Annotated in this window: 13 protein-coding genes; 7 read left to right on the top strand and 6 right to left on the bottom strand. The window is 37.2% G+C overall.

What is annotated here, in order from left to right; genetic code table 11:
- The first annotated feature begins 82 nt into the window (after positions 1-82).
- Complete coding sequence (locus tag OK18_RS17560; RefSeq protein ID WP_053328856.1) at positions 83-667, top strand: porin family protein; 585 nt, start codon at positions 83-85, stop codon at positions 665-667.
- Positions 668-1,493: 826 nt separating this feature from the next.
- The gene (locus OK18_RS17565) at positions 1,494-2,201 is read left to right on the top strand and encodes a porin family protein (RefSeq protein ID WP_156173322.1); all 708 of its coding nucleotides are present in this window, start codon (positions 1,494-1,496) and stop codon (positions 2,199-2,201) included.
- A gap of 181 nt (positions 2,202-2,382) precedes the next feature.
- Here OK18_RS17565 and OK18_RS17570 read toward each other — a convergent pair whose 3' ends face one another.
- The 6 genes from OK18_RS17570 to OK18_RS17595 form a co-directional block, all read right to left on the bottom strand.
- Positions 2,383-3,327 (bottom strand): glycerophosphodiester phosphodiesterase family protein, encoded by a 945-nt coding sequence (locus tag OK18_RS17570; protein WP_053329420.1) that lies wholly within the window; start codon positions 3,325-3,327, stop codon positions 2,383-2,385.
- A gap of 161 nt (positions 3,328-3,488) precedes the next feature.
- Positions 3,489-4,988, bottom strand: a complete 1,500-nt coding sequence (purF, locus tag OK18_RS17575) for an amidophosphoribosyltransferase (RefSeq protein ID WP_050020994.1) — start codon at positions 4,986-4,988, stop codon at positions 3,489-3,491.
- Between the two features lie 271 nt (positions 4,989-5,259).
- The gene (gene purC / locus OK18_RS17580) at positions 5,260-5,982 is read right to left on the bottom strand and encodes a phosphoribosylaminoimidazolesuccinocarboxamide synthase (RefSeq protein ID WP_050020993.1); all 723 of its coding nucleotides are present in this window, start codon (positions 5,980-5,982) and stop codon (positions 5,260-5,262) included.
- A gap of 36 nt (positions 5,983-6,018) precedes the next feature.
- Positions 6,019-6,714: a DUF3307 domain-containing protein gene (locus tag OK18_RS17585; RefSeq protein WP_053328858.1), complete on the bottom strand. Its 696-nt coding sequence runs from the start codon at positions 6,712-6,714 to the stop codon at positions 6,019-6,021.
- Positions 6,715-6,717: 3 nt separating this feature from the next.
- A complete protein-coding gene (locus OK18_RS17590) occupies positions 6,718-7,323 on the bottom strand; it encodes a SatD family protein (RefSeq protein WP_053328859.1) in 606 nt (201 codons plus the stop codon).
- A gap of 280 nt (positions 7,324-7,603) precedes the next feature.
- A complete protein-coding gene (locus tag OK18_RS17595) occupies positions 7,604-9,490 on the bottom strand; it encodes an endonuclease (RefSeq protein ID WP_053328860.1) in 1,887 nt (628 codons plus the stop codon).
- Between the two features lie 191 nt (positions 9,491-9,681).
- Here OK18_RS17595 and OK18_RS17600 point away from each other — a divergent pair, with 191 nt between their 5' ends.
- The 5 genes from OK18_RS17600 to OK18_RS17620 all read left to right on the top strand — a co-directional run bounded on the left by OK18_RS17600 (position 9,682) and on the right by OK18_RS17620 (position 15,952).
- Positions 9,682-10,821 (top strand): acyl-CoA dehydrogenase family protein, encoded by a 1,140-nt coding sequence (locus OK18_RS17600; protein WP_027372239.1) that lies wholly within the window; start codon positions 9,682-9,684, stop codon positions 10,819-10,821.
- A gap of 17 nt (positions 10,822-10,838) precedes the next feature.
- Positions 10,839-11,336, top strand: coding sequence for a DinB family protein (locus OK18_RS17605; RefSeq protein WP_053328861.1), 498 nt, complete (start codon positions 10,839-10,841; stop codon positions 11,334-11,336).
- Between the two features lie 386 nt (positions 11,337-11,722).
- Positions 11,723-14,653 (top strand): reprolysin-like metallopeptidase, encoded by a 2,931-nt coding sequence (locus OK18_RS17610; protein WP_053328862.1) that lies wholly within the window; start codon positions 11,723-11,725, stop codon positions 14,651-14,653.
- 265 nt (positions 14,654-14,918) lie between these two features.
- On the top strand, positions 14,919-15,386 hold the full coding sequence (locus tag OK18_RS17615) for a pyrophosphohydrolase domain-containing protein (RefSeq protein WP_050020988.1): 468 nt from the start codon (positions 14,919-14,921) through the stop codon (positions 15,384-15,386).
- A 2-nt stretch (positions 15,387-15,388) separates the two neighbouring features.
- The gene (locus tag OK18_RS17620) at positions 15,389-15,952 is read left to right on the top strand and encodes a TlpA family protein disulfide reductase (RefSeq protein ID WP_053328863.1); all 564 of its coding nucleotides are present in this window, start codon (positions 15,389-15,391) and stop codon (positions 15,950-15,952) included.
- Positions 15,953-15,954: the final 2 nt, after the last annotated feature.

A 15,954-nucleotide genomic window follows, 5' to 3' on the forward strand; every position in this document is an offset into this window, starting at 1 on the left:
TTAAAAAAATGTATTTGGCACAATGTTTGCTAATAAAGAAAATGTTAAACAAAACTTAAAATAACTATAAATTAAATATCTTATGAAAAAGATTTTTTTAGGCCTTGCCCTTACAGCGGGTACATTGGCTTTCGCACAAAAGACTTCTACTAATACAGCTTCATCACCAGTTAGATTTGGTTTAAAAGCAGGTCTTAATATTTCCAGCGTATCAAACTCTGATATGAATTCAAAAGCAGGATTTTACGGTGGTGTATTTGCCAATATTCCTGTAGCTCAGGATTTCTCTGTACAGCCGGAAGTATTGTACAGCGGTATGGGAGCAAAAGCAAAAGCAAACAGCGATGTCAAATTAAATTTAGATTATATTGCAGTACCGGTAATGTTCCAATATAACGCATTGCCTAATTTATATTTAGAGGCAGGACCTCAATTTAGCTTCCTGATAAACTCAAAGGTTAAATATCCATCAGGTTCTATTGATGCAAAGGATGCACACAAAACTTTTGATTTCGGACTTGGACTTGGTGCAGGATACTACTTTACTCCTAACATCGGAGTTAATGTAAGATACGTTGCAGGACTAACAGATATAGCGAAAAACAGAATCGGAGGTGACTCTTCTAAGAACGGAGTGTTCCAGCTTGGTTTAGCTTATAAATTCTAATAGTTTTTAATCATTTTTAACTCAATAAACAATATCAGATTAAAATTTTAATCTGATATTTTGTTTTAACACCACCTGCAGATGCCTGTTAAATTGGAATGGCAATAAAAGATGTTCAGTATCCTATTTGGAGCAAAAATGAATCAACATTATTTCATTTTCCAGGCATATCATCCTGAGAACTTGTATGCTTAGCTCTCAAATTTTAAAACTCACCTGCTATTTTGGCAAGAAATTTGCGGTTTGTAAATTAATTGTACCCTCTCTCCGATTCTCCATTTAACAACTCCGTTTTATCATTTTTTAATACACATCGTTTTATTCAAACGAATCAGTTATTTCAAATCATATCCTTAATTCAGTTTTGTTTTTGGAAGAGATTTCGGAGGCATCATAAGTAATACATTTTGATTTCAATAGAAAAGGTCGGGCTTAGTTTTTTAAGTCTGACCTTTTCACTTTTATTGAATCTTTGGGGTAAAACTCAAAATTCGGGGATAATACAGTGTTGATATTGATATGCTTTAAATTATAAAGATTTCGAAATCCGACTGATGTAATAGTTCAATTTCTGTTTAGTTCAGTTTTAAGAATAAACCGGTTTACAAAGTTCAAATAAGACATATTTATAAATTAAACGAATATTTAACTTAAAATTTACCTTAAATATTCAATATGTGTTGAAATATTTTATTAAAACTTGGATAAATTAATCTTTTTTTCAAAGCTCAAAACCTTTGTCAAACAGCTTCTATTCAAGGTTTTTTTTAGTTTGGCAAGCATTTTGCAAACTAAAGAAGCAAATAGTAAAATTAAAAATAAAATTATGAATAAGTTATTTTTAGGATTGGCATTAACTGCTGGTACATTAGCTTTCGCTCAGGAAACTCAAGAAATAAAAACAACAACTACAACTACTACATCTGCTCTTAAAAATGATGTACAGCCTGTAAGATTCGGTATAAAAGCAGGAGGTAACTCAGCTTATTTCAGTGCGCAAAAATTCGGTATGAATAGCCAGAAATTAGGATTCCATGCAGGAGCATTCGTAAATATTCCGGTTTCTAAACAATTCAGTATCCAACCGGAGGTTTTATATAACCAAATGGGGGCAAGAGACGTAATCTCTTCTACTCCTATTGAAAACGGAACTGTAAAAATACAGGATAAAGTAACAATGAATTATATCTCTGTTCCTTTAATGGTTCAAATGAGACCTACGGAGAAGTTTTATGTAGAAGCAGGTCCTGAATTCAGTTATTTCATCAATGGTAAAAATAAAGGTGATGTAACAAGAACTACTACTACAGGAGGTATTACTACTACAACCACTCAATCCCACTCTGAAGATGTGGATAAAGATCAAATCAACAAATTCAACTTCGGGTTAGGTCTTGGTTTAGGGTATGACATTACTAACAATATCGGAATCAGCGCAAGATATGTAAATAGCTTGACAAAGATCGATAAGAGCAGACCTGCTGCTGAAAACAACAACAGAGTTTTCCAATTAGGCCTGAACTATAAGTTCTAATCAAAAGAAACCAATTTTTTAACTTAAATGCATACTAATGCATTGTATAAAATCGCCGGAAGAAATTCTTCCGGCGATTTATTTTAATTGGCCTCAGATAGAATAAGAAAACGATGATTTTCGTAACTGTTCCTTCTCCAGTTCAAACCCACAGCACAGAATTCTTTTCCAAACCTTGGTTTTAAAATATTCTTGGGTCATCACTAATCACCCCATCTATTCCCATATCCTTCAGCTCCTGTAATCTTTCTTTTGAATTCACTGTCCATGGGATCACTTTCATACCCAGGGCATGACATTCCCTTACCAATTCAGGCGTTACAAGACGATGGTCAGGACTATAGATCGTAGGAGTAAAGCTCAGAAACTTCATATCTCCGGCTACTCCACTTAGATGATCAGGATATAATTTAAACCGCTCCAAAGGTATATTTTTGAAATTAGCCCGTTGCTCAGCCAATTTTTTATCATCTACTTTTTCCACCAGTAAAGCAGTCATAACCGCAGGATACTCTCTATGGATAATTTCGAGCGTCCTGGGATCAAAAGACTGAATGATAACACGGTCCTGGATTCCTTTCTCCAGAATGATTTTCATCATCAGGTCTACAAACTCTTCAGGCTCCGGATGAAAGATATTATCTGAGAAAGGCCGGGTTTTTGTTTCTATATTATAAAAAGGTAACGGTCTTTTCAATGCACGGGAATAAGCTTCACATTCATCTATTACCGATGAAAAGAGTGGCTTTTGAACTTTTATTTTCTTTTGGTCGGGATAATGATACAGCTTTTTTAGCCCTACATCAAAGGTCTGGATCCTGGTATAGGGCATATCATAAATTTTATAATAAAACCCGGAATCTTTTGGAATATAGCTTCCATCAGCTTTTGTTACCAATCCCGGTGAAAGAAAAGCGTCATGGGAAAGAATCACCTGCTTATCTCTGGTAATTGCCAAATCCATTTCCAGCGTGGTAACGTTCATTTTTAAAGCATTCTTCATCGCCGGAATTGTATTTTCAGGATACAGGGATTTTCCACCCCGATGAGCCTGTGTATCAAAAGACTGTGCCTGACAAAGCTGCGTAAATACAAGTATAATACCCGAAAAAAAAGCAATTTTCATATCCTGGAATTTTAATCTGATAAAATTAAAACTTACCCCACGGCTGTATACTACAGGAATATTAAGCTTTATCACATTAATGTAAATATTTTTTAACACGGATCTGAAAATAAAAAAGAGCCAGGTAATACCCGGCTCTATTATGCTATTGTATATAACAATTAGTTGAATAATTCTATCTCTTCTCCTTTTCCTACCGGATATTCTTCTGTGAAGCACCCAAAGCAGTGATTGGAAGATCCTAAAATTTCTTTCAGGTTGTCTATGCTTAAAAACTCTAAAGAATCTACTCCTAAATAGTTTTTAAGTTCTTCTGTAGTCATATTCGCTGAGATCAGATCATCTTTTGATGGAGTATCAATTCCCAGATAACACGGAGCAATAATAGGCGGAGAAACACTTCTGAAGTGGATCTCTTTTACCCCCGCGTCTTTCAGGATTTTAACCAATCTCTTGGAAGTAGTCCCCCTGACAATAGAGTCATCAATAATAACCACTCTTTTATCTTTCATTTCTGAAATAATCGGGTTCAGCTTAAGGTTTACTACTCTTTCTCTCATTTCCTGTGTAGGAACAATAAAGCTTCTTCCGATGTATCTGTTTTTAATCAAAACAGGACGGAAGGGGATTCCTGAAGCTTTTGAGAACCCAATGGCAGCAGGAACTCCGGAATCCGGTACTCCGATTACCAAATCGGCTTCTACAGGTGCTTGTTCCCAGATTTTTTCTCCTGATTTTTCTCTGATCTCATATACATTAATATTTTCCAGAGTAGAGTCAGGTCTTGCAAAATAGATGTATTCAAAAGAGCAGATTCTTTGCTTCCCTTTCTTTTCATCCATCATATATGAATGCAGCTTTCCAGGTTCATTTTCGTTGGTATAGATAATTTCCCCCGGAAGAATATTCCGCACATACTGTGCTCCTACAGCGTCTAATGCTACAGATTCTGAAGCAACAACATAGGACTTCTCATCAATAGCTCCTAAAACCAATGGGCGGATTCCGTTAAAGTCCCGGAAAGCAAAGAATTTATTTCTTGTCATTCCTACTACAGAATAAGCTCCCTCGATTTTCTCCATCGTTGCCTTAATAGCTCCACGAAGTCCAAGGTCCAGGTTTTTCTGGATTAATCTCAGGATTACTTCAGAATCGGAAGTAGCCCTGAAAACAACACCTTCCGCTTCCAGTTCTGCTTTAAGTTCTTTCGCGTTGGTCAGGTTACCGTTGTGTGCTATAGAAAGTATAATCTGGTCATATTCGTTTTTCGCGAAAAATGGCTGGAAATTATATTTCTTTTTATCTCCTGCCGTGGTATAACGGGTATGCCCGATTGCAGAATTTCCCATAAAAGTTGCAGGTTCCTTAATGTCTTTATACACGTCGAGAACCAGTCCTTCATCTTTCATATTGGTGATTTTCCCATCCTTTAAAACGGAAATCCCACAAGCCTCCTGACCTCTGTGCTGCAAAGCAAAAAGACCGAACTGTGAAAGAGAAAATGTATCAAGATCATTATCTGAATACAATCCGAAGATACCACACTCTTCATTGGGTGCATCTAACCTTTCCTCTTCTTGTGTTCTAAAAAGGTTTCTGCCATAAGTCTGGTTTTCAAATTGTTTTAAATATTCACTTTTATGAATGTCTAAACTTTTCATTTCTATTTTTTCTAATGATTAGAAGTTAGATATTAGATGTTAGAAATTAATCTAAGTTAACTTCAATTATATTTTTAAACTTGTTTTAATGAATAAATCATTTTGGGGATTTCAGCTAAAGGTCCTTTTACTTTTAGAGGAATAATTTTTCTTCAGAAATAAAATTCAAATCAATTCTTTTACTGAACCCATAGACTTACTCCAACCTTCCAATTTTCTATCCGGTGTGAATTTGATATTAAGTTCTATAACTAACTTCTAATTTCTAAGTTTATTTACCAAGTAAATTTTTAAGACGGTTGTAGATTTCCACATACGCCTCCGTTACTTCTCCTAAATCTCTTCTGAATCTGTCTTTATCAAGTTTCTTCATTGTATCTTTATCCCAAAGTCTGCAGGTATCGGGAGAAATTTCATCAGCTAAAATAATTTCTCCGTCGGAAGTTTTACCTAATTCAATTTTGAAATCCACTAAAATGATATTGATTTTATCAAAAAGATCGATAAGGATTTCGTTGATATCAGAAGTCAGCTCATACATTTCGTCAAGCTCTTCATAAGTAGCCGCTCCCAGGAAAACCGCATGGTGATCATTGATAAGCGGATCTCCCAATTCGTCTTTTTTATAACAAATATCGAAGATCGTTACCGGAGATTTAATGCCTTCCTCTACTCCTAATCTTTGGGCCATACTTCCTGCAGAATAGTTTCTTACCACCATTTCCAGAGGAATAATGGATACTTTTCTTACCAGCTGTTCTCTTTCGTTTAATTGTTTGATGAAATGAGTTTTGATCCCTTTTTCATTTAAATATTCAAAAATAAGAGTAGTGATGGCGTTATTCATTTCTCCTTTCAGGTCAACCTGACCTTTCTTTTGAGCATTAAATGCTGTAGCATCGTCTTTGAAACGTACTACTACTTCATCAGGATTATCGGTAGCAAATACTTGTTTCGCTTTCCCCTCGTACAACATTTCTTTCTTTTGACTCATAATTTTACTTTCTAAATTGTAGTTAGATTTATTGATTTATTTAATTATTATCCCTGTTAAAACAGCCAATCCAAAACTCAGGAGTGTTCCGATAAGAACATATTCTGTAAGCTTTCTTTGTTTTGCCTGTGCAAGGTCGCTGAATCTGAAAACAGACTTGGCGGCAACCATGAAACCTACCCCTTCCCAGTGATTTACCATAATAAAAGTAAATACCAGAAGGCGTTCTAAAATTCCTATATATTTTCCGGCACTTGTTAAAGATTCGGTCTGAATAGTATTGGGACCATCCGGAGCGGGTGTCCAGGATGATAATAGTATTTTGATAAAAATGGAAGCCGGCGTTGTCAGAAACAAAGCAGCCATCAATATCTTTAAAAATTCCTGATTTTGTAAAAAACCGAAACTGAATTCTCTGAAATAAAAAGAAATACCTCCAATTACCAGAATATGCAGCAGCTGGTCTATGAAAAACCATCTTTTCTTTGTTTTCACATTTTGAAACGTCAGCTTGGCAGCATCAATAATGAAATGAGTTACTCCCACCAGCATAGCCACCCACCAAAGCCGTAGATCCCAAAGGAAAATAAGACTTAAAACAGTGTGAATCAAAACATGAAAATATAAAAATGTACTTTTCAGTTTATGGTTTTCCTTATCTGCAACCCATGAATTTGGCTGAAGTATAAAATCTCCGAGTAGATGTGCCAATATGAGTTTGATGAAGATCATGCTTTAAAGTTCTGAGATTTTCTTTCTAAAATACTGGTTGGTTTCCACGATGAGCTCATAGTTGGCTCGTTTCAGTCTCTGGCTTATTGAAGACTGTGAAATAGCAAATCTCCTGGCGAGATCTTCCTGGGTAATGTCCTGGTTCATAATCATTTCATGAATGATTTCTGCAGTAGCCATTGTCCAGTTGTCAAAATCTTTGGATGACCATTTCAGAAGAATATTAAGGTCCCTGTCAAGAGAATCATTGGAAGTTTTGATCGCAACGGTATGTCCGTCATTTTTAAGGTCGTTCAGCAGCCTTCCGGAATTCACATAGGCCGTTCCGTTGGATTCGGTAATCTTTTCCGAAGAAAAACTTTCTTCACCGATACCGATAGCCATTCTTACATCAAGATTTTCCTGGCTTTTAATAAGGGATTTTATGGCAAGAAAATGCCAGAAAACATCATCTATACCACATTTGAACTGAAATTCATCCCCTCTGTAAATTTCCCATGTATGAGGAGCGCTTCCCCAGGTTTCGAGAAGATTTTTAAGTCTGGTTATCCAAACTTCAGTATCCGCATGCTGTGAATTTATAATATCACCGGTAATGACCGCTATCATACTGCAAATATAAGCATAATTACTTATAAATAAAAAATATAAGCAGAAACACTTATAGATATTGATTATTAGTGAATCTGCTTATATCGATGATACTGTAAACATACGGTTTTTAAGCCTGATTTAAATCACAAAAAGACAAAATAAATTAAAAATTTTCATGACAGATGAAATATTAACTTACCTTTTAATTCTTTTCATGTAAGAAGCTTATATTTCTCTAATAAAAAACCATAATAGTTTTATAGTTTATCAGGGTTTGTATAGACAATTTCTTGCTCTATTTCTTAATAAACTGCTCTACTTTGTCATCAAGCCTCAGAAAGTATGTCCCTGCAGGAATTCCCTGCATAGAAATATTTTTTTTGTTTCTGAACGGATTTTTCTCTGTATAGATCACTTTTCCTGAAAGGTCAATGACCTGGGCAGTTTTTATCTTTTCAGGGTCTCCGCTTACAAAAAGGTTGTCGTATACCGGATTCGGGTATATTTTCAGGACTTTGTCTGCAGAAGTGATTAGTTCTGAAGTTGACAATGTTCCGCCAAGGTTCTGACAATAATCCGTAGGATAAGCCTCCCATTCATTAAGATTGAAAGTACTCGCCGGTTGGTTGACAGAAGCTTTTCTATACAAAGAAACATCTTTTAAAGCTGTAGAATTATTTTGCCCTGTCACACCCAATGCATCTATTGTTACAGACTTGTATCTCAATTCAAGGTAATTATATCCATAAAAGGTCATCTGGGGGGCAGCTGTTACAAACTTTGCCTGATCATTCGTATAGCAAGAAAAGCTGGCCGACGGATTTAAAACAACAAAAGTTTCATTATTCTGAACTACCCCTTCCATTTCAAAAGGAGCAGGAAAATAATGACTGTTATTGCTTCCCTGCAGCTGAATAGACAATTTATAATCACTTAAATTGACAGAATGACCTGTTTTATTGGTGATTTCGATCGCTTTGTTACCGTTAGTTGACCCTTCCAGGTATTTTGAAATAAAGAGATCTTTAGCATACGAATCCGAAGCTAATGTAGTGACAGGAAGAATATTGCTGTCCGGTGAAAGCAGATAACCATTGTCATATGCTTTTACCGTATAATTATACGTTGTAGAAGGACTAAGGTGATCAATGGTAACAGACGTGCCTTTTGTAGCAGCAACTAAGGTACCGTTCTGATACACCTTATAACCAATTACATCTGCATCGGGGCTGGGAGTCCAGCTCAAATTAGAAAAATAAGCGCTGGTTTGTGTGGAGGTTAGGTTGGAGGGAGCCTGGGGAGCAATGGTATCCGGAGTCTGGCTCCAGATGGCATTAATCCAGGCAGGGTTATCTATAAAAGGATTCCTGTTTTTCTGGATTGCATATACTGCATTATTTCTGTCAATTTCCCTTGGTGATACAGGATCCTGCTGATGCCATTGAAGGAGCATAGCCAGATAAGCGGGCTCAAATGCCCTTTCTTCTGTACCGTCAAGTGGATTTACATCTAAAGCGGGATTTGCATTCGTATTGTATTTGAAAGTACCCAGTTTTCCTTCATACCTTACTGCAAAATACAATAAAGATCTTGCTATATCTCCCTTAAACTCATCAATAGGTTCATAAACGTTCCCTGTGTATGGTAAATTGGGAATCATACTCGTACCTATCTTGGAGCTATTGGTGAAAGTATAAGCTATGTTGGCAGGTAACGTGCTGGAAATCCCATAAGGATAATTGCTTCTCAACTGATTGATCTTTGCATCCGTGGGAATTACATAAAACAAATCGGAATACATCGGATAATTACTGTTAAATGTACTTTGCGGCATCATATGTTCTCTGTTGTATCCCATTCCTTCCCCGCCTGAGGAGGATATCAGCTGCGCTGAGGTGTATTCATAAGCATCAGGGCCTGATGGTACTTCTGAATAGATATCCAGCAGAAAAGTAGTATTATTGGAAGGGTTATGATCGTAGTAAACATCCAGATCCGTCTGGTTATAGTATCCTGGAAGATCACCATAATGCCAGCTGATTGTTTTCTCTGCAATAATATCATGAAGTTTTGATTTCAAAGCATAACCGGTAAGTCCGGCAGTGCCATTGTAATATCCGGGAGGTGCCTGTGCAGACAGATAAGAAGAAATCAAAATAACAGGGAGTAGAATTTTTTTCATGCCTTAAAATTTGGGGAAACTAAAATAGTAAATAAAAAACGCATAGCTCTTGAAATTTTATTACGAAAACATTAATTTTTAAAATATAAAAAATTGAAAACTAAAATTTTGCGTCTAAAATATTATGGATAAAATAAATTCTTTTAGCATTCCATCAATTTATTTATCTTTGGGAACTAACTATTATCTATATGAATACAGAGACTATTGACAACATCAAAATGATAGCGGAGACAGCTAGAGAATTTGCAGAGAAGAATATCCGTCCGAATATAATGGAATGGGATGAGAGCCAGACATTCCCTAAAGATTTATTTCACCAACTGGGAGAAATGGGTTTTATGGGTGTTGTAGTTCCTGAGCAATATGGAGGCTCTGGTTTGGGATATCATGAATATGTTACAATCCTTGACGAGATTTCTCAGGTAGATCCGTCAATCGGTCTTTCTGTAGCAGCACACAATTCTCTTTGCACCAATCATATTTATGAATTCGGTAACGAAGAACAAAGAAATAAATGGCTTCCTCAGTTGGCTTCAGGAAAAGTAATCGGTGCCTGGGGATTAACGGAGCATAATACAGGTTCAGATTCCGGAGGAATGTCTACTACAGCTGTAAAAGACGGCGATGACTGGATCATCAACGGAGCTAAAAACTTTATTACCCATGCCATTTCGGGAGATATTGCCGTTGTGATGACAAGAACAGGGGAAAAAGGTGCTAAAAACAATTCTACAGCTTTTGTTTTGGAAAAAGGAATGCCTGGTTTTACTTCCGGGAAAAAAGAAAATAAATTAGGTATGCGTGCTTCAGAAACGGCAGAGCTTATTTTCGACAATGTACGTGTTCCGGATTCACACCGTTTAGGTGAAGTAGGCGAAGGTTTCAAACAAGCTATGAAGATTTTGGATGGAGGAAGAATCTCTATTGCGGCTTTAAGTTTGGGTACTGCAAGAGGTGCTTACAAAGCTGCTTTAAAATATGCTAAAGAAAGACACCAGTTTGGGAAGGCAATCTCTGAATTCCAGGCAATCAACTTTATGCTTGCCGATATGGCAACGGAAATTGATGCTGCGGAACTGCTTATCCAGAGAGCAGCCACACTGAAAAATGCCAAACAGAAAATGACCAAAGAAGGGGCAATGGCCAAATTATATGCTTCTGAAGCTTGCGTAAGGATTGCCAATAATGCCGTTCAGATTTTTGGAGGCTATGGATACACCAAGGACTTCCCTGCTGAGAAATTCTACAGAGATTCCAAACTTTGCACTATTGGAGAAGGTACTTCTGAAATCCAGCGACTGGTGATCGGAAGAGATATCACAAAATAAACTAAAACTTAAAACAAATGATTAAACAGGCACTTTTAGGTGAATTTCTGCATGAAGCAGAAAACACCAGAAAAATTTTGAAAGCAATTCCTGACAGCGCCCTGGACTGGAAACCGTCTGAAAAAAACTGGACGACTGCCCAACTGGCTTCTCATATTGCTGAAGTATACAACTGGTATGAACCCACTTTCAACCAGGATACTTTTGATATGGGAAAATATGAATACGACAAAGGAGATATTTCCAAAGCTGAAAATATCCTTACAAAATTTGAAGAAAATGTTGCCAAAGCACAGCACGCGCTTGAAAACTCTGATGAAGCCACTTATTTCAATGAATGGAAAATGGAGATGCATGGAAATGTGCTTTTTCCTCCTTCCCCAAGGATTCAGGTGGTTAGAGGCTTTCTGTATAATCATTTGTATCATCACAGAGGAGAGCTTGTGGTCTATTTAAGATCAACCGGCAATAAAGTTCCCGGGCTTTACGGACCTACTGCTGATGATAAAATGTAACTGAAAACTATTTTATAGCAACTCATTAAGCTGTTTCACTCTTCGAAACAGCTTTTTTGTTATCAGGTCCGGCTGTTTTATACCATTACAACGGAAGAAGAAATGCTAATGCGACACAATAATTAGTTCGTTAATTCTGAAAAAAATCAAAAATATTATTGTCTCATTTATAGAAATTAAATAAAATTTCATCTTATTTTTAAATTTCTATAAAATAAATCAAATGACAGTGTTTATTTTTCGTGTATTGAAGGCTGTTTTCAATTAAATTCAATGCATTGCATAATACATTAAACATATACTCAGAATTTTTCTTAAATAATTTCGTTTTTCGTAATATATTTTTTATTAGTTTTGATATTCCACAATTAAAACAAATAATTAATATGAAAAAACAACTAACCCTGATCGGAATGCTTCTCATTACGGGTGTTTCTTTCGCACAAACTGACCGCCTTTGGTCCGAAACTTCTAAAAGAACCTCATCAGAGATCTTTGAAAACAAATCCGGAATCAACAATCCAAAGGTATACAACCTGGATATCAACGGATTGAAAAATGCTCTGGCAAAGGCTCCCAAAAGACTGGCAGTTGGCGAAAAATCGGAACTCATTATTTCCTTTCCAAATTCTCAAGGAAAAATGGAAAATTTCAAAGTGAGAGAGAATTCCAACTTTACCCCTGAATTGGCTGCAAAATATCCGGATATCAAATCCTATATCGGCCAAGGACTTGAAGACCCAAATTCAACGGTATATTTCAGTGTTTCTCCGCTAGGACTATCCTCAATGGAAATATATGGCGACAGATCAGCTGTATTCATCGAGCCTTACTCTAAAGATCTTTCCACCTACGTGGTTTATAGAAAATCGGATAAAAAAGACGACCTCAGTAAATTTGAATGCTCTGTAATAGATGTAGCACAGAAAGGCGCTGCCAGTTCAGCCCTTGCCGCAAGACCTAATGCAGATGATTCCAAATTAAGAACTTTCAGACTGGCATTATCCTGCACGGGAGAATATACGGCTTATTTTGGCGGGACAAAAGCTCAGGCTTTAGCAGCAATGAACAATACGATGACCCGCGTAAACGGAGTTTTTGAAAAAGACTTTGCTGCAAGAATGGTACTCATTGCCAATAATGATGCTGTTATTTATACCAACGCTTCTACAGATCCCTATTCCCCTTCTTCAGGAATGAACAACTGGAATTCACAATTGCAAAGCACTTTAACTTCCGTAATCGGAGAAGCCAATTATGACATCGGTCATTTATTCGGCGCATCCGGAGGTGGAGGTAATGCAGGCTGCATAGGCTGTATCTGTGTTAACGGATCTAAAGGAAGCGGTTATACTTCTCCGGCAGATGCCATTCCTTCAGGAGATAATTTTGATATTGATTACGTAGCTCACGAAATGGGACACCAATTCGGAGGAAATCATACTTTCTCAATGAGCAATGAAGGCACAGGAGCCAATATGGAACCGGGTTCGGGTTCTACCATTATGGGGTATGCAGGAATCACAAGCCAGGATATCCAGCCTCACTCAGATGCATTTTTCCATGCCATCAGTATTCAGCAAATCACAAATAATATTAAGGCAAAAACCTGTTCCGTAAACACCAGTACAGGAAATTCAATCCCTACCGCTAATGCAGGCCTGGATTATACCATTCCGAAAGGGACACCGTTTATGCTGACCGGAACAGGAACAGATGCTGACGGGGATTCTCTAACGTATATCTGGGAGCAGATGGATAATGCATCATCTTCTCAGACCGGGTCAAGTTCCGCTGCAAGTGCAACCAAAACATCCGGGCCTAATTTCAGATCCTGGACACCTACTGCATCTCCTACAAGATATTTCCCAAGGATGGCATCCATCTTAAACGGGGCGACTACTACTGCAGGCTCAGAAATTACTGTTGAAGCTCTTTCATCAGTGGCCAGGACTCTTAATTTCAGATTTACGGTACGCGATAACAGAGCCGGAGGTTCGGGAAACAATTCTGATGATGCGGTAATCACTGTAAACGGTACTGCCGGTCCATTTAGTGTAACTTCTCAAAACTCCGCAACAACTTATACAGGAGGAAGCTCGCAAACCATTACCTGGAATGTTGCAGGAACTACAGCAAACAATGTGAATGCTGCCAACGTAGATATCCTTTGGTCCACCGATAACGGAAATACCTGGACTACCCTATTGGCAGGCACTCCAAATGATGGTTCACAAGCGGTAACGATTCCTAATACTTCCACAACATCCGGAAGAATCATGGTAAAAGGGTCTAATCATATCTTCTTTGATGTAAATAATGCCAATATTACAGTGAATGCAGGTTCAGGAACTCCGGACACTACCGCACCTACTGCGCCTACTCTTGCAGCTTCAGGAACTACTGCTACCAGCACTAATCTTTCCTGGTCCGGAGCCACAGACAATGTTGGGGTGACTGGCTATGATGTATACCAGGGCACTTCATTAATCGGTTCTACTGCTTCTACAACGTATACGGTTACCGGATTGACTCCATCTACCACATACACTTTCTCTGTTAAAGCTAAAGATGCAGCAGGAAACGCTTCTTCTTCAAGCAATACCGTAAATGTTACAACGCTTTCGGGAGGAACAGTCAGCTATTGTTCTTCTTCAGCATCCAATACTGCTGATGAAAGAATCGGAAATGTTAAATTCGGAACTATCAACAATACTTCAACAGGAACAGCCGGCTATGAGAACTTTACTGCAATCTCTACCAATGTTACCAGAGGAACAGCCTATACCCTTTCTATAACTCCTGTGTGGACTTCTACAAAATATAGCGAGGCTTATGCTGTATATATTGATTATAACGGTGACGGAGATTTCACAGACAGCGGTGAGCTTGCCTGGTCAAAAGCTGGATCTACAACATCACCTGTAACTGGTTCCATTACGATCCCGTCAACAGCTACTCTTGGAACAACGAGAATGCGGGTAATGATGAAATACAGCAGCATTCCTACTTCATCTTGTGAAGCCTATACGTATGGACAGGTTGAAGATTATACCCTGAATATCGTTTCTTCAGGAAAAGGAGATATCTCGAACACCAATAACCTGATCACAGATATTAAGTTGTATCCAAACCCTGTAAAAGATCAATTATATATTTCAAATACATCATCTGAAGATTATAAAATCTTCGATATGGGTGGAAAACTAATTGATTCCGGAAAACTTCAAAGAGGATCAGTAAATGTAAATAACCTTGTAAAAGGAGCTTATATGATTCAAATCGGAGAAACAACAAAGAGATTTATCAAAAATTAATAACCTTATCATTAAACGATGTGAAAGGCTGCCCGTCCGGGCAGCCTTTTTATGATGAAATTTAATACTCCCAATTTATCCGGGTAAAATTTTCCATGCTATATAAATACCCAAAATAGGAGTCTACAACCCATGGTTGTAGATTTTATTGTTCATAAGTCTTGAAAAGATAACACCGCTTTTACTTCCTGCAATTCATACATTTTCCCCTGTACATTTCAAAATTTACAAATCGTTTTCTATCTTTGCGTAAATAAAAAAATTCATGGATAAAATTGATAGTCTGAACCAAGTAGCAGAATTCCATACTACTTTTAAAGCCCCTATTTTAGATACCCCACAAATTCCTTCTCCTGAAAGGTGTAACCTTAGGGTAGAGCTTCTACAGGAAGAATTAAACGAATTAAAACAGGCTATTGCCGACCAGAATATTGTAGAAATTGCTGATGCACTTTGTGATCTTCAGTATGTTTTGAGTGGTGCTGTGCTTGAATTCGGGCTTGGCAACAAATTTGTAGAATTATTCAACGAAGTTCAGCGTTCCAATATGTCAAAGGCTTGTGATAATGAAGAGCAGGCAAAAGAAACGGTTGAATTTTATAAAGAAAAAGGAGTAGAATCTTTTTATGAAAAGTCCGGAGAAAAACTAAATGTTTACAGACGTGCTGATCATAAAGTATTAAAGAACAAATACTACTCTCCTGCCGATTTAAAATCAATTATTGAAAAATAAATATGAAAAAATTTATTACCCATATTGTTGCCTTTTCGAGCCTCTTTTTTGCTGCCCAGCAATTGAGTGCCCAAAAAGTAGTTATTAACCGCGAGGTAGAGTCCCAAAAGGATGGAAAAATGCTTTTAGGATATCAGTCTAAGGATCAGTTTTTAAAAGCTCCTTATGCCGACTGGTATGTAAAAGAACATGATGAATACGCCCTTGATCAGAAAGCTATCAGCGAACTGAAAAAGGAAAGAATCAGTTCTTATGACATGATTGTTTTCATAGGTACCTGGTGTGAAGACAGCCACAGAGATTTCCCAAGGCTAATGAAAATACTGGAGGAAGTAAGTTATCCCGACAGTAAGCTTACCATTATTGCGGTTAACCGTAAAAAAGAATCTCCCACCGGAGACGAAAGTCTTTATAATGTCCAGAAAGTTCCTACCATCATTGTCAAAAGATACGGGAAGGAAGTGGGAAGAATTGTAGAGATGCCTACTAGCGGATATATTGAAAGAGATTTGGCAGAAATTTTGAAAAAGAACGATTCATCTGTAATCAAAGAAATTTTTAAATAAAC

Source organism: Chryseobacterium gallinarum (genome assembly GCF_001021975.1).
In the GTDB taxonomy this organism is placed as follows: Bacteria; Bacteroidota; Bacteroidia; order Flavobacteriales; family Weeksellaceae; genus Chryseobacterium; species Chryseobacterium gallinarum.

Coding starts and splice junctions, on each gene's coding strand:
- OK18_RS17560 (WP_053328856.1), top strand. CDS start 83: ATGAAAAAGATTTTTTTAGGCCTTGCCCTTACAGCGGGTACATTGGCT.
- OK18_RS17620 (WP_053328863.1), top strand. CDS start 15,389: ATGAAAAAATTTATTACCCATATTGTTGCCTTTTCGAGCCTCTTTTTT.
- OK18_RS17595 (WP_053328860.1), bottom strand. CDS start 9,490: ATGAAAAAAATTCTACTCCCTGTTATTTTGATTTCTTCTTATCTGTCT.
- purC (WP_050020993.1), bottom strand. CDS start 5,982: ATGAGTCAAAAGAAAGAAATGTTGTACGAGGGGAAAGCGAAACAAGTA.
- purF (WP_050020994.1), bottom strand. CDS start 4,988: ATGAAAAGTTTAGACATTCATAAAAGTGAATATTTAAAACAATTTGAA.
- OK18_RS17585 (WP_053328858.1), bottom strand. CDS start 6,714: ATGATCTTCATCAAACTCATATTGGCACATCTACTCGGAGATTTTATA.
- OK18_RS17605 (WP_053328861.1), top strand. CDS start 10,839: ATGATTAAACAGGCACTTTTAGGTGAATTTCTGCATGAAGCAGAAAAC.
- OK18_RS17590 (WP_053328859.1), bottom strand. CDS start 7,323: ATGATAGCGGTCATTACCGGTGATATTATAAATTCACAGCATGCGGAT.
- OK18_RS17615 (WP_050020988.1), top strand. CDS start 14,919: ATGGATAAAATTGATAGTCTGAACCAAGTAGCAGAATTCCATACTACT.
- OK18_RS17570 (WP_053329420.1), bottom strand. CDS start 3,327: ATGAAAATTGCTTTTTTTTCGGGTATTATACTTGTATTTACGCAGCTT.
- OK18_RS17610 (WP_053328862.1), top strand. CDS start 11,723: ATGAAAAAACAACTAACCCTGATCGGAATGCTTCTCATTACGGGTGTT.
- OK18_RS17565 (WP_156173322.1), top strand. CDS start 1,494: ATGAATAAGTTATTTTTAGGATTGGCATTAACTGCTGGTACATTAGCT.
- OK18_RS17600 (WP_027372239.1), top strand. CDS start 9,682: ATGAATACAGAGACTATTGACAACATCAAAATGATAGCGGAGACAGCT.